This is a genomic window from Rhodococcus sp. I2R, assembly GCF_020889545.1.
In the GTDB taxonomy this organism is placed as follows: Bacteria; Actinomycetota; Actinomycetes; order Mycobacteriales; family Mycobacteriaceae; genus Rhodococcoides.
The window spans coordinates 191,824-211,964 of record NZ_JAHUTG010000005.1 but is presented as its reverse complement, the minus strand read 5'-3'; the positions used below and the strand labels follow the sequence as shown (position 1 = coordinate 211,964).

The following is a 20,141-nucleotide window of genomic DNA, read 5'->3' as shown; positions in this document are numbered from 1 at the left end:
AAACGAAGCGAGTACGGGACGTTTCACGTGAAACAGCCAGACTTTGCGAGCGTGAAGGGGCGTCCACCGCACGAGCATGTACAGAGTTCCTACAACGGGTGCGGGGTTCCAACTCCGTCGCCCCGTGTGGCAGCCAGCATTCGATCATGTTTCACGTGAAACGGTCGGCCCTGCTATCGCCATACAAGTTCGCCATACATCGGACCACAGTGACCTACCCGCTTGTACAAGAGACGACTGGCGGGTCCGAACTGAAGTCGAACTTCGGCGATACGCCGTATCGATCTACCGCACGATATGTTCGCAAGACTCCAACGACTCCGATGGAAGTGAACACCAGAATTCGGCCGGACAAACGATCTCATTGTGACGCCGCCCCCGAGAATCCACATCACCGACGCATTCATCTCTACAAGGTTTCACGTGAAACAACTAACCCTGACAGTGCGGGGGACTGGCCCGCCGCATCGGTCCCAGGATCGCAGACCATCGGCAGCGAAAAGGAAGTCGATCAGGTTTCACGTGAAACCTCGTGCAGCTACCGACCGTCACAGTGACGTTTCTGGCCGTCCCCAGTCTTCGTGGGCCCAAAGCTCAAAAGCGAACTACATCGTTGAAATTCACCCCAAATCGTCTCCGAAAACAGAAGAGCCACCAGCCGATGGCTGGGGGCTCCTGCTCTGTATATGCGATCAGGACTTCATGTGCGATCAGGACTTCACAACAACAACCCGTCGTGAAGGCTCGACGCCAGTGCTCTCACTGTCGACGCCATCGATTCGCGCAACCGCGTCATGCACGATCTTGCGCTCGAACGGAGTCATAGGTACGAGCTCCTCGCGATCCCCAGTCTCCAGAACGCGACGCGCGGCCTCGATGCCGAGTGCGCTCAACTCGCTCCGGCGGCCCGCTCGCCACCCGGCAACATCGAGCATCAGCTTGCTGCGCTCACCCGTCGACTGCTGGACCGCCAGGCGAGTGAGTTCCTGGAGAGCATCCAGAACTTCGCCTTTACGCCCCACGAGCTTCGTGAGATCGCTGCCACCATCGATACTCACTACAGCACGGTCGCCCTCGACGTCGAGATCGATATCTCCGTCGAAGTCCAGAACGTCGAGAAGCTGCTCCAAGTAGTCTCCGGCGATCTCGCCTTCCTCCACCAGATAGTCTTCTGAGTCCTCGTCATCGTCCAGTTCGGCAGATGCCACGTCCTCGGGTTCGCTCACCTTCGACTCGTCGCGGTCGTCCACACTGCTGTCGGACTGTTCTGTCTCCACTGCCACGACTTCACTCGCTCCATCCCCAGCGCTCACTGCGTTGTGCGTATTGGATACTTCAGTTTCTGCAGACATGTTCGGTCCTCGATCCTGTGGCGTCAGCGACGCTTCCGCTTGGACTTGCTGCGGTTGGTCTGGGGACGCGGCTTGGGCTTCGATCCCGAACTGTTCGTCGACGACGTCTTGCGGGGCGAAGACTTGGTCGACCCGCCATCGACTTCACCATCAGAGACCACATCATCAGCGTCATTCTCGACCGCGGTCATCTTCGACAGCTTCGGTCGAGCTCCCGGCTTGGGCTTGGTAACGGGCTTGACCCCTGGCTTCGGCCCATTCTCCGCGCGCTTCTCGACAGCCACCTGCTTCTTCGCAGCCTCTTCTTTGTCGATCTTGCCGAACACCAAGTGTTGCTGCCCGTATGTCCAGGCGTTGTTGCTGACCCAGTACAGGAGGATGGCGATAGGCAGGAATGCACCGAAGGCAAGAACACCCAACGGGAAGACATAGAGAGCCAGCTTGTTCATGATCGCCGACTGCGGATTGGCCGCTGCGGCCTCGCTCTGGCGCGCAACAGAGGCGCGAGAGTTCATGTGGGTGGCGATGGCGGCAATGATCATCAGCGGGATCGAGACCAGAGCGATGGTCAACGTCGACGGCACACCCAGGCCCAGAGCGGGGTTGGCATACGCCTCCAGCTGGCTCTGCGGGCTGGTGATCATCGCGGAGATGGGTGCGCCGAACAGTCGCGCGTCGAGGAAGGAGTTGACGTCCTCGACGCTGAACGCGTAGTTGGACAATTCGCGGTTCTCGGCGGGCGTCAGACCCAGCTGGCCGAATCCGGTGCCGGTGCGGTTGAACGAGCGCAGCACGTGGAACAGGCCGATGAACACAGGTGCTTGTGCAAGCACCGGAAGGCAGCCCATGATCGGATTGAAGCCGTGCTCTTTCTGCAGCTTCTGCATCTCGACAGCCATCCGCTGCTTGTCCTTGCCGTACTTCTTCTGCAGCGCTTTGATCTGAGGTTGCAGTTCCTGCATCTGCCGCGTCGTGCGAACCTGCTTGACGAACGGCTTGTACAGAAGGATTCGAAGCGTGAAGACGAGGAACACCACGGACAGCGCCCATGCGAATCCATTGTCGGGACCCAGCACGGCGCCGAAGACTCTGTGCCACACCCAGAGAATCCAGGAGACCGGATAGTAAATGAAATCGAGCACGGCTCTATGTACTCCTCTGTTCGTCCACTTTCACAACCAAGTGGATGTCTTGGGTCGAAGTCTGTTCGGCAACACCATGATCTCGGTATCTCCACGAACCGCGTTCGGGTACCGGATCCCACCCACCAGGGTGCCAGGGTGCACATTTGAGAAGCCGTACGACGGCCAGAAGGGAACCTTTGACGGCTCCATGAGTCTTCAACGACTCGACTGCGTACTCACTGCACGTGGGAGAGAAACGGCAGGTTGGCAGTCTGAGTGGAGACACATACGTGCGATACAACTCGATACAGAAGATCAGTGTCCGCGCCGGGAGCAAACGGATGAAACGCAGAAATCTCATGGACGCGCATCTTTCGCAACCGACGTCTCCGCCGGGACAAGGTAACCGAGCTTCTTCAGTCCGGACCGCAACTGTCGATGCAGATCAGCAGACGACGAATCTGCTGCACCTGGCAGAGCACGAACAACCACATCGACAGTCGGTGGCACATCCGAGAGTATCTGCGCGCAGATATGCCGAAGCCGGCGCGCAACTCGATGACGAGTTACCGCCGGCCCGACAGCTTTGCTGACGATCAGTCCGAATCTTGGCTTGCCGACGCTGAAGACACAACTTGCATCGTCACGCGTGTATGCGTGGACAACCAAGTCTTGTCTTCCTATTCGTCGGCCTCGACGCACAGCTCGCGAGAAATCAATGCTGCTGTGCAGTCTGTGCGGCTCAGGTAACACCCCGAGCTCCGTAACTTCAGACGAACGATGAATCAGGCGGTAAGAGCCTTGCGGCCCTTGCCGCGTCGCGCAGCAACGATCGAACGACCTGCACGCGTACGCATACGAAGGCGGAAGCCGTGAACGCGCGCGCGGCGTCGGTTGTTCGGCTGGAACGTCCGCTTGCCCTTGGCCACGGTCAACACTCCTCGAAAATCATCGGCGCCGCACTGGGCGCCTACTGGCGGTAGTAGCGAGTCCGGTCGGACCCGAGTTACACCCCGAAAGCGAGTCATCCGAGTGAAGACAGACTGTAAGCAGCCAGCATGCATCGGCCACCTCGCCGTTGGGTGACTGTTCGACAGTACTGACCTCATCGACGGTGGTCAAACTCGTCGGCGTCAAAGGTTGAGACTACATCCGTGTAATTCATCCACAAGCCTGGGGACAACGGTGTGTGGACAACTCGTTCGCGCCGATTCAACGCCGGTATCCACAGGTCGTTGCCGTAGCTCGAGAATATGCAGTTCCGCAAAACCGCAGGTCACAGCGTACAAGTTTCAGGATCGACGCGTGAACCGACCAGATGGGGTGACAGCGATGTCGTTCATCCACACCTGTGGATAATTGTGTGGAAACACGGGCCAGGTGGCATATTCGTACCAGGCACACATATTCCTGATCGATCATGACTCCCCGAAGCGTTCGTCGTCGGGGACGTTAGTCGAACGCAGCGGACCGCGGGGCCTTTTATGACTCTTTTTGCCGCCGACTGCACATTTTTGATTCGAACGTCCGAAGGGGAGGCACCGTGAACGACGATCCGGGTGCGTTGGCGCGCGTCTGGCCGGAGGTTGTCACGGAGTTGACGTCCGACCGGCACAGCGGACAACCACTGACAAAAGGACAGAAGGCTTGGCTGGCGTTGGTCGAGCCATTGACCCTGACGCAGGGATTCGCCCTGCTCGCCGTGCCGTCCTCATTCGCTCAGGAGGCAATCGAACGCGATCTCCGTGAGCCGATTCTGCACGCCCTGGGTCGACACCTCGGCCAGGGTGTCGAAGGTCTGGGTGTCCGCATCTCGGCGCCCGAGGAGGACAAATCCGACCAAGAGCGGACGCCCTACCCCGAAACACCGAGCTCGCCGACCTACCGTCGACGATTCTTGAACAGCACGGACCTCGAACCCTCTGACTCGGAAACCGCGGACTACGAGGAAGTCGACGACGAAAGAGAAGCACTCGCCAGTGTGCAGAACTCCTGGCCGACGTACTTCACCAAGCCGCCCGAATCGTCCACGCCGACGCCCGGTGCCGGCAGCCTGAACTCCAAGTACACCTTCGACACCTTCGTCATCGGAGCATCCAACCGTTTCGCCCACGCAGCAGCAGTAGCGATCGCCGAAGCCCCCGCCCGTGCCTACAACCCCCTGTTCATATGGGGAGCATCCGGCCTCGGCAAGACACACCTACTGCACGCAGCCGGTCATTACGCTCAGCGCCTCTTTCCCGGTATGCGAGTGAAGTACGTCTCCACGGAGGAGTTCACCAACGACTTCATCAACAGCCTGCGCGACGACCGAAAAGTTGCCTTCAAGCGTCGCTACCGGGAAACCGACGTGCTGCTCGTCGACGACATCCAGTTCATCGAAGGCAAGGAAGGTATCCAGGAGGAGTTCTTCCACACCTTCAACACCCTTCACAATGCGAACAAGCAGATCGTCGTGTCGTCCGATAGGCCCCCAAAGCAGCTGGCAACCCTCGAGGAACGCCTGCGTACGCGCTTCGAATGGGGCCTCATCACCGATGTTCAGCCGCCAGAGCTCGAAACCCGGATCGCCATTCTCAGCAAGAAGGCCCGGATGGATCGGCTCGACGTACCCCATGACGTGCTCGAACTGATTGCCAGTCGAATCGAACGCAACATTCGAGAACTCGAGGGCGCACTCATTCGCGTGACAGCATTCGCGTCGTTGAACGGGCAGGCACTCGATCTCACTCTCGCCGAGGTCGTCCTGCGCGACCTCATGCCGGACTCCAGCAGTCTCGAGATCAATGCAGCGACGATCATGGCCGTCACTGCGGAGTACTTCAACACCTCCATCGACGATCTCTGTGGGCCGGGTAAGGCGCGCGCTCTCGCCATGGCCAGGCAGATTGCCATGTATCTCTGCCGCGAACTCACCGATCTCTCGTTGCCCAAGATCGGCCAGACATTCGGCCGCGACCACACCACCGTCATGTATGCGGACAAGAAAATCCGCAAGGAGATGACCGAGCGCCGCAAGGTCTACGACCAAGTGCAAGAACTGACTGCACGCATCAAGCAACGATCCAAGCGGTAGCTCTCGAGCGGAATCGAACCGGGTCCGATTCCAATTGGACCCGGTTTCGGGCACCTCACGAACCGGTTTTTTGGTACTTGAATCGTTGATTCACACCTGTGGATAACCATGTGGATAAGCCGATACAACTGGGGATGAATTGTGCAGTGCTGTGTACGGCTGTGATCTGTCCACAGGCGGACGACCGGCAACCTGCGATTGGTCCCGAATTCATCCCCACGACACCACGCCGACTCACCAGCACCGGATGGTGCCCGTGCACAGATTCCACAGGACCTATTAATACGAAGAATTTCTCTTGAAGAGAATCTCTTTGAAAACAGGTGTTGGGGACCGATCGGTTCACAGGTTCCCGATGCGGCCCCGGCAGTGCCCTCCGAACCGCGATGTTCGGCTTTCAAGTTGGTCTCGAAGGGCATACGGTGTGCATCTGCCGGTTGTGTCAGACTCATCGATGCACCGGTATCGAACGCACACTGCGCTCACCGAAGCCACCTTCGACCAGACCGCTGCCGAACGAGAGGAAAAACCGAGCGATGGAGCTTGGAAGTCTGAAGTTTCGCGTTGCTCGCGAAGATTTTTCCGATTCCGTTGCCTGGGTTGCTCGAAGCCTGCCGTCCAGGCCGCCCGTTCCCGTCCTCGGTGGAGTACTTCTCGCTGCCGACGAGCAAGGGCTGACCGTTTCCGGGTTCGACTACGAAGTCTCTGCACAAGTACGCGTCTCGGCCGAGGTCGCGACGTCGGGACGCGTACTCGTATCCGGCAAACTGCTCGCAGACATCACCAAGTCGCTCCCGAACAAGCCCGTCGATGTCGGTGTCGAAGGCACTCGAGTGCTCATCACCTGCGGTAGCGCGAAGTTCTCGCTTCCGACGATGCCGGTCGAGGATTACCCGCAGCTCCCCGAACTGCCGACGCAGACCGGTTCCATCGCCGTCGACGTGTTCTCCGAAGCGATCGCACAGGTAGCCGTCGCAGCCGGCAAGGACGACACGCTCCCGATGCTGACGGGTATTCGCGTCGAGATTCACGGCACCACGGTGGTGCTGGCAGCCACCGACAGGTTCAGACTCGCGGTCCGTGAGCTCGAGTGGACCCCTGTCGGCGGTGAGACGAAAACCGAGGTTCTCATTCCGGCGCGAACCTTGTCCGAATCAGCCAAGACGTTGTCCAGCAGCGCCACTGCTCCGGTGGAACTGGCACTGGGATCGGGCTCCTCGGTGGGCGCCGACGGTCTTCTGGGCATCATCAGCGAGGGACGCCGCACGACGACGCGACTTCTGGACGCCGACTTCCCCAAGTTCCGTCAGCTGCTTCCCCCCGAGCACACCGCCGTGGCCGTCGTCGAGATCGCACCGCTCGTCGAGGCGATCAAGCGTGTTGCACTCGTAGCGGAGCGAGGAGCGCAGGTTCGGCTCGAGTTCTCGTCCGAGGGCGTGCTGTTGTCGGCGGGCGGTGACGATGCAGGTCGCGCAGAAGAAGCGCTGATGGCCGATTTCCAGGGCGAAGCCCTCACCATCGCCTTCAACCCCGGATATCTCATCGACGGCCTGTCCTCGCTGCACAGCGAAAAGGTCACGTTCGGATTCACCACACCCAGTCGACCTGCGGTTCTGCGCCCGACCAGCGATGATGAGTTGGTACCTGACTCGTCGGGCAAGTTCGCGGCACCGCAGAGTGCGTACACGTATCTGTTGATGCCGGTTCGACTTCCGGGCTGACCGGGTATGTGACGGTTGCGGCACTGTCGATTAGCTGGTGCCCGTACCATCACCCGCACACTAGAGAGGGACACTCCGCATGCAGCTGGGACTGGTCGGACTCGGAAAAATGGGCTTCAACATGCGTGAGCGCTTGCGCGCGCACGGTCACGAAGTCATCGGATACGACCCTCGACCAGAGGTGACGGATACACCGTCACTCGAGGGGCTGGCGCAGGCATTGACTGCGCCGCGCGTGGTGTGGGTGATGGTCCCATCCGGTGAGATCACCCGGGATACGATCATCGGCCTCTCGGAGTGCCTCGACGAGGGCGACCTGGTCATAGACGGGGGTAACTCCCGGTTCACCGACGATGCGCACAATGCCGAGCTGCTCGCTTCCAAGGGTGTCGGTTACATCGACGCCGGAGTATCCGGCGGTGTCTGGGGCCTCGAGAACGGCTACGGTCTGATGGTCGGCGGTGCCGAAGCCGATGTCGCGAAGGCGATGCCGATCTTCGATGCGTTGCGGCCGGAGGGCGAGCGTGCCGACGGTTTCGTGCACGCCGGGCCGGTCGGGGCCGGCCACTACTCGAAGATGGTTCACAACGGTATCGAGTACGGGCTGATGCAGGCGTATGCCGAGGGCTACGAGCTCTTGGAAGCCGAGGATCTCGTGCAAGATACCCATGGTGTCCTGCGTGCGTGGAGCAAAGGCACAGTGGTTCGATCCTGGCTGCTCGATCTCTTGGTGCAGGCGCTCGCGCAGGACCCCGAGTTCAGCGAGATCTCCGGCTACACAGAGGATTCCGGTGAAGGTCGGTGGACCGTCGAAGAAGCTATTCGCCACGCGGTGCCGGCGCCGGTCATCTCGGCGGCACTGTTTGCGAGATTTGCGTCGAGACAGGATGATTCGCCGGCGATGAAGGCGGTTTCGGCGCTCCGCAACCAGTTCGGTGGCCATGCCGTCAAGCGTGTCACCTCGGCGGAAACGCTTCGCGCACCCGATCCCAAGAAATAGATCTTGTTCGTTCGTGCTTTCACCCTGCGTGATTTTCGCTCGTGGGACGAGGTCACCATCGAACCGGGCCCCGGTTCGATGGTGTTCGTCGGTCCCAACGGCCATGGCAAGACCAACCTCCTCGAGTCGCTTGGATACTTGTCGACGCTTTCCTCCCATCGCGTTTCCTCCGATGCTCCGCTGATTCGGGCGGGTGCGGACCGTGCCTTCACCGGTGCATCCGTGGTCAACCAAGGCCGTGAACTGACGATCGATGTCGAGATCCTCGACGGTAAGACCAACAAGGCGCGAATCAACAGATCTCCTGCACGTCGACCTCGCGAGATTCTCGGTGTTCTACAGAGCGTGCTGTTCGCGCCGGAGGACCTCTCCTTGGTGCGCGGGGATCCAGGAGATCGTCGTCGCTATCTCGACGAGCTGCTCACCACTCGGAGACCTCGAATTGCCGGTGTGCGAGCAGATTACGAGAAGGTTCTGCGTCAACGATCGGCCTTGCTGAAGACGGCAGGTGGGGCTCTGCGGCGCGGAATGCAGTCGAGTGACGGAGCAAGTGCCCTGGCGACCTTGGACGTGTGGGACGGCCACCTCGCTGCGCACGGTGCCGCTCTGCTGGCATCGCGCATCGGGTTGGTACACGAACTGATGCCCTTCGTTGCGCAGTCCTACTCCTCGATTGCCCCCGAGTCACGTCCTGCCACTATCCGATACCGCAGTAGCCTGGCCGAGGCATTGCCACCCGAGTTCGCCGATCCCGAGCGTGATCCGGAACTCGATGACGTGGAGGTGCTGGAAGCGGCCTTCCTACATCAACTTTCGCAGATGCGGCAGCGTGAGATCGAACGAGGTGTCTGCTTGGTCGGTCCGCATCGTGACGACCTGGAGTTGAATCTCGGTGATCAACCGGCGAAAGGCTTTGCCAGTCATGGTGAGTCGTGGTCGTTTGCGCTGTCGCTGAGGTTGGCGTCGTTCTCCCTGCTTCGGACCGAGGGTACCGATCCCGTGCTGATGCTCGACGACGTGTTCGCGGAGTTGGACCGCAAGCGACGCAGTGCTCTGGCCCGCGTCGCGGCCGATGCAGAACAGGTACTCATCACCGCGGCCGTGGCAGAGGACGTGCCGCCCGAGCTGGACGCGGTGAAGATGGAAGTACAAGCGGTACAACGTGATACATCCCGAGTATCGACAATCTCCAGCGCGTCGACCTCGAGGGCGTCGGTTTCCGAGGCAGCGACCAGCGGGGAGTTGGATCGATGAACGACGAGGAGCAAGACGGAACGCCGCAACCACCGCCGGATCCGGAACTCAAAGGGGTCGATCTCGCGCGCCGTGCGCTCGAGGACGCACGTAACGCGGCCAAGGCGAGCGGGAAATCCGTCGGGCAGGGTCGTTCGTCGCCGACGGGTGGTGTCCGGGCTCTGCGTGGGCGCCGCAAACGGGGCTGGTCCGGGGCCGGTCCCGACGACCGTGACCCGCAGACACTGGGCTCCCTTGCGGGGTCGATTGCGAAGAAACGCGGCTGGTCCGACAAAGTGTCGGAGGGAACCGTCCTGGGCCGGTGGCCGACGGTGGTGGGTGAGGACATCGCCGCGCATGCTGTACCGACCAAACTCGAGGATGGTGTCCTCAGTGTCACGGCAGAGTCCACGGCCTGGGCCACACAGCTACGGCTGATGCAGGCACAGATTCTGGCGAGGATAGCCGCGGCAGTCGGGCACGGCGTCGTGAAGTCCCTCAAAATTCACGGACCCACGACCAAGAGTTGGCGCAAAGGTGACCGTCACGTGAAGGGTCGCGGACCGCGCGACACGTATGGATAGGCATCGCCGACTGCCTGTACAAGCAGTCTGAGCCGCTGTTTTGCGAAAGTTGACTGTTCTTGCAGTCCCCGATGTCCATGCGTAGCGTTCCCCGGATAGCCATGTGGTCGATAGCGGAGGGGCGCCGCGCGACCGAGTTTTGACGAGGGGACAGGTGTAATCAGTGAGTAGCTCGGAAGACACGGTCGACAGCGCCGACGATCGAGTGTTGCTGCATGCGAGAAACGTCTCGTTCGATTGGAGATCGCTCCCACTTCACTACGTGGACGGCGATCCACTTGCTACGCACCTGATGAACGTCATGCACCTCCTTCTGCCCGAGGGCGAGGAGTGGTTCGTCCGAACTTTCAAGGAGGCGCTCCCGCTCATCGACGACGAATCCCTGCGCGAGGACGTCATCGGGTTCATCGGGCAGGAAGCGATGCACGCGCAGGCCCACACAGAGGTGCACGAGCAGCTCAGGGCGCATGGAATCGACGTCGATCCGTTCGTCGATCAGATGAAGTTCGTATTCGGTCGCGCACTGGGCAACAGGCCAGGTCACAGCCGCAACAGTCTCGTCGAACGTCTGTCGCTCATCGCTGCGGTGGAACATCTGACTGCCTTCCTCGGTGATTGGGTACTCAACGCCGAGGAGTTGGATCGGGCCGATTTCGATCCGACGATGCTGGATCTGCTGCGCTGGCACGGAGCGGAGGAAGTAGAACACCGGGCGGTGGCCTATGAGGTGATGCGCTATTTCGATGTCCGCCATGCCCGGCGTATACGCACCTACATCGCCATTGCTCCGACTCTGGTCTATTTCTGGACCAGAGGAGTTCGCTACCTGATGGATCAAGATCCGACCCTCACCCACCTTCCACCGAAAAAGCGTCAAGCCGGCTTCCGGGATTTTCGCCGCGTCACCTCGCGCGGGCTGTTTCCGAGCAGTATGCAGATGCTCAAGGCATCCCTGCGGTACTTCAAACGTGACTACCACCCATCCAAGGAAGGTTCGACGGCGCAGGCGGTCAGATACCTTGCGACTTCTCCGGCGGCGCGATCAGCAGCACGATGAGCGCTCGGAAAACCGGTAGCAAGCGAGCATCGCGACCTTCCCTGAAAAGCAGGATCGCGCGGATGAACGAGATGGTGGCACTGTTCCGTCGAGGGCGCTCGATACCAGGAGATCTGTACGGCAAACCGGAGCCTGACGAGGCCATCTCGTTGGTGACCGATGCGCTCGACAAGTGGTTCGCGCTGTTGGACGGCACCGCGTACAAGGAGGAGTACGCCGCGCAGCCGATCGTCCGAACGCGAACCCTCACCCTCACCGGTCGTGAAGTCATGTGCGTCGACGAACATGTCGTGCAGTTGACATTCACGGCCGATGACGACGGTGAGCTGCCACCGTGGTCGCCGGGAATGCACTTGGACTTTCATCTGCCCTCCGGTCGCAAACGCCAGTATTCGCTCTGTGGTGGAAACGTGTCGTCGCATGCTGTATCTCCGCCCGAACCTGCTTCGTATCGGGTTGCGGTGCGGTTGATTCCGGATGGGGGCGGTGGCTCGAAGGAGATGCATGCCCTCGAGCTCGGCACTCGCGTCACCGTGCGCGGGCCTCGCAACGGATTTCCGTTCGTGCCAGGCGGCGCCGCAGTGTTCGTGGCCGGCGGAATCGGGATCACCGCAATACTGCCGATGGTGCGCATGGCGATTGCAACGGACATGGACTGGCATCTCGTGTACTGCGGACGCTCGCGGCAGTCCATGCCTTTCCTCGATGAGATCGAAGCCATGGACTCCGATCGAGTGATCATTCGGACCGATGACGTCGATGGCCTTCCGAGCGCCGAGCAGCTTCTCGAGCAGGTCAGGGGCGGCTCGGTCTACTGCTGCGGACCGCCGCCGATGATCGAGGCTGTCAAGGCAGGCATCGACGACGTGCCGGCGACACATCTGTACTACGAGCGGTTCTCAGCGCCCCCGGTGCGTGACGGGGCGGAGTTCGAGGTCCAGTTGGTCGACTCCGGAACCGTCATCGCTGTGCCGGCCGATAAGACCGCACTGCAGGTGATCCGCGAGGTGAAGCCGACCGTCGCGTATTCGTGCCAGCAGGGTTTCTGCGGAACCTGCCGTACCCGTGTTCTCAGTGGTACCCCTGAGCATCGTGAGACTCGCCTGACCGAGGAAGAGCAGGAGTCTGAGATGTTGATCTGTGTCTCTCGCTCGGTCGGCGGCCGGATCGTGCTCGATCTCTAGCATCACCGGACCGCAGACGCCACTGCTGGAGATCTACCGTCCATATTTGCCACGAAGGCAGGAGAAAATGCCTCTGCGGGGCATTCAGGGGCCATTTCGGGGTGCCATCGTCCCCAAGCTGCCAACGGATGCCAGTAGTATGGACCGGTAACTGCGAAGCCTTCGAAGAAGCTCCACCGATCGTCCGGCCCCAGCGGGGTCCGAGGAAGCGGTGGAGAAGACTCGTGCGCGTCACCGAACGGTGGACGCGGCAGCACCCATGTGGTGCGAAGGGGGCTTCCGACGCGCAGAAGGAGAACAACCGAACCGTGGCTGCTCAGAAGTCAGGTAAGACCGAGAACAAGGACTACGGCGCTTCGTCGATCACCGTGCTCGAGGGGCTCGAAGCAGTCCGCAAGCGGCCCGGTATGTACATCGGCTCCACCGGTGAGCGAGGACTGCACCACCTGATCTGGGAGGTCGTCGACAACTCGGTCGACGAGGCCATGGCCGGTTACGCCACCACCGTCGACGTGGCGATTCACGAGGACGGCAGTGTCGAGGTCAAGGACGACGGCCGCGGTATTCCTGTCGGCATGCACTCCTCCGGTGTTCCCACCGTCGAGGTCGTCATGACGCAGCTGCACGCCGGCGGCAAGTTCGACTCGGACTCCTACGCCGTGTCCGGTGGTTTGCACGGTGTCGGCATTTCCGTCGTCAACGCCCTCTCGACCAAGGTCGAGTTGCAGATCGCGCGCGACGGACACCGCTACACACAGACTTACGACTACGCCAAGCCCGGGCCGCTCGAAACCGTCGGCGAGACCAAGGAGACAGGCACGACGGTCCGCTTCTGGCCTGACGGCAAAATCTTCGAGACCCTCGATTTCAGTTTCGAGACCGTGCACCGCCGCCTGCAGGAGATGGCGTTCCTCAACAAGGGACTGACCATCAACTTCATCGACGAACGCGTCGCCTCGACGGACGCCAGCGAGGAAGAGCTCGGCGAGACCGCGCTGGCGCCGAAGTCGGCGGAGGAGGAACAAGCCGAGGTCGCTTCCGTCAAGCCCGCAAAGGCGAGGAAGCGCACCTACCACTACCCCGACGGCCTGGTCGACTTCGTCAAGCACATCAACGCCAAGAAGTCGCAGACCCCGATTCACAGCTCGGTCGTGGGCTTCACCGCCAAGGGCGAAGGTCACGAGGTCGAGATCGCGATGCAGTGGAACGCCGGTTACTCCGAATCGGTACACACCTTCGCCAACACCATCAACACCCACGAGGGCGGCACGCACGAGGAGGGTTTCCGGACGGCATTGACCTCGACGGTGAACAAGTACGCCCTCGAGAAGAAGCTCGTCAAGGAAAAAGACATCAAGCTGACCGGCGACGACATCCGTGAAGGTCTCGCGGCAGTCATCTCCGTACGTGTAGGCGAGCCGCAGTTCGAAGGTCAGACCAAGACCAAGCTCGGCAACACCGAGATCCGATCGTTCGTCCAGAAGGCCTGCAACGAGCACCTCGGTCACTGGTTCGAGTCCAACCCTGCCGACGCCAAGACCATCATCAACAAGGCGGTCTCGTCCGCCCAAGCGCGCATGGCGGCCCGCAAAGCGCGAGAGATGGTGCGCCGCAAGAGCGCAACCGACATCGGTGGCCTACCCGGAAAGCTCGCCGACTGCCGCTCCAACGATCCTTCGAAGTCGGAGATCTACATCGTGGAGGGCGACTCCGCAGGCGGTTCCGCCAAATCCGGGCGTGACTCGATGTTCCAGGCGATTCTTCCGCTGCGCGGAAAGATCATCAATGTCGAAAAGGCCCGTATCGATCGCGTCCTGAAGAACAACGAAGTCCAGGCCATCATCACCGCCTTCGGCACCGGCATTCACGACGAGTTCGATATCACCAAACTGCGGTACCACAAGATCGTGCTGATGGCCGACGCCGACGTCGACGGGCAACACATCTCCACGCTGCTGATGACGCTTCTGTTCCGCTTCATGCGTCCACTCATCGAGCAAGGCCACGTCTACCTGGCGATGCCACCGCTCTACAAGCTGAAGTGGAGCCGCGGCGAACCGGACTTCGCGTACTCCGACCGCGAGCGGGACGGATTGCTTGCCGCCGGTATCGAAGCAAAGCGCAAGATCAACGTCGAGGACGGCGTGCAGCGCTACAAGGGTCTCGGTGAGATGAACGCGAAGGAACTGTGGGAGACCACCATGGATCCGTCCGTGCGCGTTCTTCGACTGGTCACGCTCGATGATGCGGCCGCAGCCGACGAGCTGTTCAGCGTCCTGATGGGTGAAGACGTCAGTGCCAGGCGCAGTTTCATCGCGCGCAACGCCAAGGACGTCCGATTCCTCGACGTGTAGTGCCGGAATTCGCCATCTTGTGAAAAGTCTTTTAGCTGAGGAGATTTCATGTCCGATATCACCGAACCACCGGTAGGACCGCCGCCCGGTTCGACCACCAACGCCGAGGGTGGCGACCGGATCGATCCGGTCGACATCCAGCAGGAGATGCAGCGCAGCTACATCGACTACGCCATGAGCGTCATCGTCGGTCGCGCGCTCCCCGAGGTTCGCGACGGACTCAAGCCCGTGCACCGCCGCGTGCTGTACGCGATGTACGACTCGGGCTTCCGTCCCGACCGTAGTTACGTCAAATCCGCACGGCCCGTTGCCGAAACGATGGGTAACTACCACCCGCACGGCGACTCCTCGATCTACGACGCGCTCGTTCGCCTGGCCCAGCCGTGGTCGATGCGCTACCCGCTCGTCGACGGTCAGGGCAACTTCGGTTCCCGCGGCAACGACGGTGCCGCCGCGATGCGATACACCGAGGCCCGGTTGACGCCGCTCGCGATGGAGATGCTGCGCGATATCGACGAGGAAACCGTCGACTTCATCCCCAACTACGACGGTAAGACCCGAGAGCCGACGGTCCTTCCGTCGCGAGTGCCGAACCTGTTGATGAACGGCTCCAACGGCATCGCCGTCGGTATGGCCACCAATATTCCTCCGCACAACCTGCGCGAACTCGGCGAGGCGGTCTTCTGGGCGCTCGACAATCACGAGGCGGACGAGGAAGCCACCCTCGCGGCATGCATGGAACGCGTGAAGGGCCCGGACTTCCCCACGCACGGTCTGATCGTCGGCGGCCAGGGTATCCAGGATGCCTACTCGACGGGTCGTGGTTCGATCCGGATGCGCGGTGTCGTCGAGATCGAAGAGGACTCGAGCGGACGCACTACCATCGTCATCACGGAGTTGCCGTACCAGGTGAACCCGGACAATATGATCACCTCGATCGCCGAGCAGGTCCGTGACGGCAAACTCGGCGGCATCTCCAAGATCGACGACGAGTCCTCGGACCGCGTCGGCATGCGGATCGTCGTCACCATCAAGCGTGACGCCGTCGCTAAGGTCGTGCTCAACAACCTGTACAAGCACACGCAGTTGCAGACCAGCTTCGGCGCGAACATGCTCTCGATCGTCGACGGGGTTCCGCGCACGCTGCGTCTGGATCAGATGATCCGCTACTACGTGGCACACCAGCTCGAAGTGATCATTCGGCGGACGCGCTACCGGCTCCGCAAGGCCGAGGAGCGCGCCCACATCCTGCGCGGTCTGGTCAAGGCACTGGACGCGCTCGACGAGGTCATCGCCCTCATTCGCGCGTCGCAAACCGTCGATATCGCTCGCGCCGGTTTGATCGAGCTTCTCGATATCGACGACATTCAGGCCGATGCGATCCTCGCGATGCAGCTGCGTCGTCTGGCAGCCCTCGAGCGACAGAAGATCATCGACGAGTTGGCCGAGATCGAAATCGAGATCGCCGAGCTGCAGGACATCCTGGCCAAGCCGGAGCGTCAGCGTCAGATCGTGCGGGATGAACTGGGTGAGATCATCGAGAAGTTCGGCGACGATCGCCGCACCCGCATCATCGCCAGCGACGGAGACGTCAACGACGAGGATCTGATCGCCCGCGAGAACGTCGTGGTCACCATCACCGAAACCGGGTACGCCAAGCGCACCAGGACCGACCTCTACCGCTCCCAGAAGCGCGGCGGCAAGGGGGTGCAGGGCGCGGGGCTGAAACAGGACGACATCGTCAGCAAGTTCTTCGTGTGCTCCACGCACGACTGGATCCTGTTCTTCACCACCAAGGGTCGCGTCTACCGGGCCAAGGCCTACGAGTTGCCCGAGGCCAATCGAACTGCGCGCGGGCAACACGTCGCGAACCTGTTGGCGTTCCAGCCCGACGAGCGGATTGCCCAGGTAATCCAGATCAAGACCTATGAGGACGCGCCCTACCTGGTGTTGGCCACCAAGGGTGGTCTGGTGAAGAAGTCCAAGCTCACCGACTTCGACTCCAACCGCAGCGGCGGAATCGTCGCTGTCAACCTCCGCGGTGAGGACGAACTGGTCGGAGCTGTGCTGGCGTCCTCGGAGGACGATCTGCTGCTCGTGTCCGCCCAAGGCCAGTCGATCCGTTTCTCTGCCACCGACGAGGTGCTACGCCCGATGGGCCGAGCCACTTCGGGTGTGCAGGGGATGCGATTCAACGGTGAGGATCAGCTGCTGGCGCTCAACGTTGTCCGTGAGGACAAGTATCTGCTGGTCGCCACATCCGGTGGTTACTCCAAGCGCACTGCGATGGAGGATTATCCACAGCAGGGTCGTGGCGGAAAGGGCGTGCTGACCATTCAGTACGACCCGAAACGTGGCACCCTGGTGGGGGCTCTCATCGTCGACGACGATGATGAGCTCTACGCAATCACCTCCGGTGGCGGCGTGATCCGTACCGCAGCCAAGCAGGTCCGGAAGGCCGGCCGACAGACGAAGGGTGTTCGGTTGATGAACCTCGGTGAAGGCGACACGCTTCTCGCCATTGCGCGCAACGCCGACGAGCACGAGCCGGAGCCGGGCGCTGTCTCCGCCGAAGATGAAGCATCGAAGGAGTTGTAGTGAGCACTCCCAACAGGCCTGGCAGCAGGCCCGGTTCGCCGAACGACCAGGGCGATCGGACTGAGCAGCCGCGCCAGTCGAACCGACCGCAACCGGCTGCCAAGCCCAACCCTGCCGGCAAGCCTGGCGGACCGCAGGCAGCCCGGCCTCCTGCTGCGCCGCAACCGCCATCGGGCGCTCGGCCGCCTGCACGGCCCTCACAGGGGCCACCCCCGCAGGGTCCGGTTCAGCAGGGTGGGCGGCCACCGGCGGGGCGGCCACCGGTGAAGCCCCCACAAGCACCGGTCGCAGGGCAGGTGCCGCCCAACAAGAGCGGTGCCCAGCATCCAGCGCCGCCGCGTCCGATGGATCCACTGCGTGCCGGCGACGGCTCGCCCCCCACCGCGGCGTTGCAGGACGTGCACAGTGGCCCGACGCAGGGGAACGGCAACGCCCCGGCCGATGAGGTCACGCAGGATTCGCCGCCGTGGCAGCGGACCCAACAACGCGCTCCACAGCAGGCAGGATCACCGGCGCCGAAAACCCAGCAACAGCCACAGACCAACTTGCCCACCCGAGGTGGTTCGCTTCCACACACCGCACCGGTCGGCACAGGTGCGGCAGAGTCGGGAGTGGAAAGCCCCGAGGTCGTGGCGCAACGCCGGGAGGCTGCGAAGTCGCGGGCGGCCGGTATCGACGGGCCGACACGCAACATCGAGCGCAAGGACCTGGCCAAGGACATGCCGGACCTGTCCGAGGTGCGCCATTCGGAACCCACTGCCGAAACGCAACGGGTGGCTCAGCCAGTTGCCATTGCGGCTCGTGAAGAGGGCGAAGGGCTACGCGCAACGGTCCAATTGCGAAAGATCGACCCCTGGTCGACTCTGAAGATCTCGCTGGTCATCGCCGTGTCCCTGTTCTTCGTCTGGATGGTCGCCGTCGGGCTGCTCTACGCAGTGCTCGACGGAATGGGCGTCTGGGATCGGCTGAACAGTGCATTCACCGAGATCGTCTCGGAGTCCAGTGGCGGTGGTCTCATCAGTGCCGGCCAGGTGTTCGGTTACGCCGCGGTCATCGGCATCATCAACGTCGTGCTGTTCACGGCCTTGACCACCATCGGGTCGTTCATCTACAACCTGTCCTCGGACCTGGTCGGTGGCGTCGAAGTGACGCTCGCCGATCGTGACTGAGCCACAGATCGAACGGGAGGATCGGGCCGTTTTGGAGTACAGCGGTTCGATGCGGTAATCTCACTCCTCGGTTCGGGAAGAGAAATTTTCTACGAACCGAGGTATGAGGGCCTATAGCTCAGGCGGTTAGAGCGCTTCCCTGATAAGGAAGAGGTCGGAGGTTCAAGTCCTCCTAGGCCCACACCAGACGCAACGAGAGGTTCGTTCACGTGAAGATAGTTCTTCTCGTTGCAGCGGTGGTAGCGGTGATTGCAGCACTATCCAAGGCGCGTTCGCTTCGCGGCAAAGATGGTGTGTGGCACGAGCTTTCCCCGTCGTGAACGTCCGGTAGCGGTATGCAGAACGAATTGTGCGAGCGTGTAGAGTAGCGTTCGCTCGCACAGAACGACCCGGGGCCTTAGCTCAGTTGGTAGAGCGCTGCCTTTGCAAGGCAGATGTCAGGAGTTCGAATCTCCTAGGCTCCACAAGAAAATGGGCGCCCAGCACACGCTGGGCGCCCATTTTTGTCTTCCACCGGCGTGGATGCCGCTTGTGAACTCGGCCAATCATGTGTGAAGGCCGGTGTGACGTGCCCAGACTTCGCCGATCCTGACGAGAACGAGCGGCGGGCGGGCCTACCGTCGAACGGTCATCATGTCTCTCCGCCGACGGAGAAGTCGCAAAGGACCTGTCACACATGCGCCACCTCGATCACACCGAACTTCTGACCGAACTCGACGAGACGTTGGAGAGCAACCTCAACCGCCATCTGACGATGGCGAAAGAATGGCATCCACACGACTACATCCCGTGGGACGAGGGGCGCAACTTCGCCGCCATGGGCGGGGACGACTGGGACCTCTCGCAGTCCTCACTGTCCGAACTGGCGCGTACCGCGATGATCACCAACCTGCTCACCGAGGACAACCTGCCGTCGTATCACCGGGGTCTGGCCGAGAATTTCTCGCTGGACGGCGCCTGGGGAACCTGGGTGGGCCGTTGGACGGCCGAGGAGAACCGGCACGGCATCGTCATGCGGGACTATCTCGTCGTGACGCGGGCGGTCGACCCCGTCGAGCTCGAGCGTGCACGTATGCAGCACATGACGGCAGGCGTGGATGCTCCGATGGACGGCGCGAATCTGTTGCACTCTGTCGCGTATGTGACCCTGCAGGAACTGGCGACGCGTGTCTCACACCGCAACACCGGACTTGCCTGCGGTGACGAGGTTGCCGACCGGATGCTTGCGCGGATCGCCGCCGACGAGAACCTTCACATGATCTTCTACCGAAACCTCGGTGCGGCGGCTCTGGATCTCACGCCTGATCAGATGATGAAGGCAATCGCTGATGTGGCGACGGAATTCGCGATGCCGGGGCTGAACATGCCCAATTTCCGGAAGAACGCGATGGCGCTCGCCAAGCACGGAATCTACGATCTCAGGCAACATCTGGACGAGGTTCTGATGCCCGTGCTGCGCAAGTGGCAGATCTTCGAGCGCAACGACTTCACCGGCGAAGGGGAGAGAGACCGCGAACGGCTGGCGGAGTACGTCGAGGATCTCGGGCGCAAAGCAACGAAGTTCGAGGAATCCCGTGATCGTTTGCTGGCACGAGAAGCTGCACGCGCAGAAATGGCTTCCTGACGCCGTTATCGCGCGAAAGTGTTAAAGTCCCGCACGACAGTCGGCGCGAGCGCGACGTCCTGGGG

Annotated in this window: 16 protein-coding genes and 2 tRNA genes; 13 read left to right on the top strand and 5 right to left on the bottom strand. The window is 61.5% G+C overall.

The window, feature by feature from the left end:
- Positions 1-710 precede the first annotated feature (710 nt).
- The 5 genes from KVY23_RS07010 to rpmH are packed head-to-tail and all read right to left on the bottom strand — an operon-like array spanning position 711 to position 3,405.
- The gene (locus tag KVY23_RS07010) at positions 711-1,352 is read right to left on the bottom strand and encodes a protein jag (RefSeq protein ID WP_230555845.1); all 642 of its coding nucleotides are present in this window, start codon (positions 1,350-1,352) and stop codon (positions 711-713) included.
- A gap of 23 nt (positions 1,353-1,375) precedes the next feature.
- The gene (gene yidC, locus KVY23_RS07005) at positions 1,376-2,494 is read right to left on the bottom strand and encodes a membrane protein insertase YidC (RefSeq protein WP_075837745.1); all 1,119 of its coding nucleotides are present in this window, start codon (positions 2,492-2,494) and stop codon (positions 1,376-1,378) included.
- 4 nt (positions 2,495-2,498) lie between these two features.
- The gene (gene yidD, locus KVY23_RS07000) at positions 2,499-2,837 is read right to left on the bottom strand and encodes a membrane protein insertion efficiency factor YidD (RefSeq protein ID WP_075837744.1); all 339 of its coding nucleotides are present in this window, start codon (positions 2,835-2,837) and stop codon (positions 2,499-2,501) included.
- Positions 2,834-3,229, bottom strand: coding sequence for a ribonuclease P protein component (gene rnpA / locus KVY23_RS06995; protein WP_075837743.1), 396 nt, complete (start codon positions 3,227-3,229; stop codon positions 2,834-2,836). The genes yidD and rnpA overlap by 4 nt, the downstream gene beginning before the upstream one ends.
- 32 nt (positions 3,230-3,261) lie before the next feature.
- The gene (rpmH, locus tag KVY23_RS06990; RefSeq protein ID WP_206508812.1) at positions 3,262-3,405 is read right to left on the bottom strand and encodes a 50S ribosomal protein L34; all 144 of its coding nucleotides are present in this window, start codon (positions 3,403-3,405) and stop codon (positions 3,262-3,264) included.
- Between the two features lie 614 nt (positions 3,406-4,019).
- Between rpmH and dnaA the strand changes: the two genes are divergently transcribed.
- The 13 genes from dnaA to KVY23_RS06925 all read left to right on the top strand — a co-directional run bounded on the left by dnaA (position 4,020) and on the right by KVY23_RS06925 (position 20,076).
- A complete protein-coding gene (dnaA, locus tag KVY23_RS06985) occupies positions 4,020-5,552 on the top strand; it encodes a chromosomal replication initiator protein DnaA (protein ID WP_230555844.1) in 1,533 nt (510 codons plus the stop codon).
- A gap of 536 nt (positions 5,553-6,088) precedes the next feature.
- Complete coding sequence (gene dnaN, locus KVY23_RS06980; RefSeq protein ID WP_075837742.1) at positions 6,089-7,273, top strand: DNA polymerase III subunit beta; 1,185 nt, start codon at positions 6,089-6,091, stop codon at positions 7,271-7,273.
- A 79-nt stretch (positions 7,274-7,352) separates the two neighbouring features.
- On the top strand, positions 7,353-8,273 hold the full coding sequence (gene gnd / locus KVY23_RS06975; RefSeq protein WP_075837741.1) for a phosphogluconate dehydrogenase (NAD(+)-dependent, decarboxylating): 921 nt from the start codon (positions 7,353-7,355) through the stop codon (positions 8,271-8,273).
- A 3-nt stretch (positions 8,274-8,276) separates the two neighbouring features.
- Entirely contained in the window at positions 8,277-9,527 is a 1,251-nt protein-coding gene (recF, locus tag KVY23_RS06970) for a DNA replication/repair protein RecF (RefSeq protein WP_230555843.1), read from the top strand.
- Entirely contained in the window at positions 9,524-10,090 is a 567-nt protein-coding gene (locus KVY23_RS06965; protein ID WP_230555842.1) for a DUF721 family protein, read from the top strand. Before recF ends, KVY23_RS06965 begins: the two co-directional genes overlap by 4 nt.
- Positions 10,091-10,253: 163 nt before the next feature.
- On the top strand, positions 10,254-11,147 hold the full coding sequence (locus KVY23_RS06960; RefSeq protein ID WP_230555841.1) for a metal-dependent hydrolase: 894 nt from the start codon (positions 10,254-10,256) through the stop codon (positions 11,145-11,147).
- Between the two features lie 62 nt (positions 11,148-11,209).
- Positions 11,210-12,331: a 2Fe-2S iron-sulfur cluster-binding protein gene (locus KVY23_RS06955; protein WP_374108694.1), complete on the top strand. Its 1,122-nt coding sequence runs from the start codon at positions 11,210-11,212 to the stop codon at positions 12,329-12,331.
- Between the two features lie 308 nt (positions 12,332-12,639).
- The gene (gene gyrB / locus KVY23_RS06950) at positions 12,640-14,685 is read left to right on the top strand and encodes a DNA topoisomerase (ATP-hydrolyzing) subunit B (RefSeq protein WP_230555840.1); all 2,046 of its coding nucleotides are present in this window, start codon (positions 12,640-12,642) and stop codon (positions 14,683-14,685) included.
- Positions 14,686-14,733: 48 nt separating this feature from the next.
- Entirely contained in the window at positions 14,734-17,283 is a 2,550-nt protein-coding gene (gene gyrA / locus KVY23_RS06945) for a DNA gyrase subunit A (RefSeq protein ID WP_075837738.1), read from the top strand.
- Positions 17,284-17,546: 263 nt separating this feature from the next.
- Positions 17,547-18,452, top strand: a complete 906-nt coding sequence (locus tag KVY23_RS06940; protein WP_230555839.1) for a DUF3566 domain-containing protein — start codon at positions 17,547-17,549, stop codon at positions 18,450-18,452.
- Between the two features lie 107 nt (positions 18,453-18,559).
- Positions 18,560-18,633, top strand: a tRNA-Ile gene (locus KVY23_RS06935).
- A 210-nt stretch (positions 18,634-18,843) separates the two neighbouring features.
- A tRNA-Ala gene (locus KVY23_RS06930) sits at positions 18,844-18,916 on the top strand.
- Positions 18,917-19,128: 212 nt separating this feature from the next.
- Complete coding sequence (locus KVY23_RS06925; RefSeq protein ID WP_230555838.1) at positions 19,129-20,076, top strand: acyl-ACP desaturase; 948 nt, start codon at positions 19,129-19,131, stop codon at positions 20,074-20,076.
- The last annotated feature ends 65 nt before the right edge of the window (positions 20,077-20,141 follow it).

What these genes read in the sequence shown, in the direction of transcription:
- KVY23_RS07010 (WP_230555845.1), bottom strand. Translation starts at nt 1,352, where the DNA reads ATGTCTGCAGAAACTGAAGTATCCAATACGCACAACGCAGTGAGCGCT.
- yidD (WP_075837744.1), bottom strand. Translation starts at nt 2,837, where the DNA reads ATGAGATTTCTGCGTTTCATCCGTTTGCTCCCGGCGCGGACACTGATC.
- dnaN (WP_075837742.1), top strand. Translation starts at nt 6,089, where the DNA reads ATGGAGCTTGGAAGTCTGAAGTTTCGCGTTGCTCGCGAAGATTTTTCC.
- gnd (WP_075837741.1), top strand. Translation starts at nt 7,353, where the DNA reads ATGCAGCTGGGACTGGTCGGACTCGGAAAAATGGGCTTCAACATGCGT.
- KVY23_RS06965 (WP_230555842.1), top strand. Translation starts at nt 9,524, where the DNA reads ATGAACGACGAGGAGCAAGACGGAACGCCGCAACCACCGCCGGATCCG.
- KVY23_RS06955 (WP_374108694.1), top strand. Translation starts at nt 11,210, where the DNA reads ATGAACGAGATGGTGGCACTGTTCCGTCGAGGGCGCTCGATACCAGGA.
- gyrA (WP_075837738.1), top strand. Translation starts at nt 14,734, where the DNA reads ATGTCCGATATCACCGAACCACCGGTAGGACCGCCGCCCGGTTCGACC.
- KVY23_RS06925 (WP_230555838.1), top strand. Translation starts at nt 19,129, where the DNA reads ATGCGCCACCTCGATCACACCGAACTTCTGACCGAACTCGACGAGACG.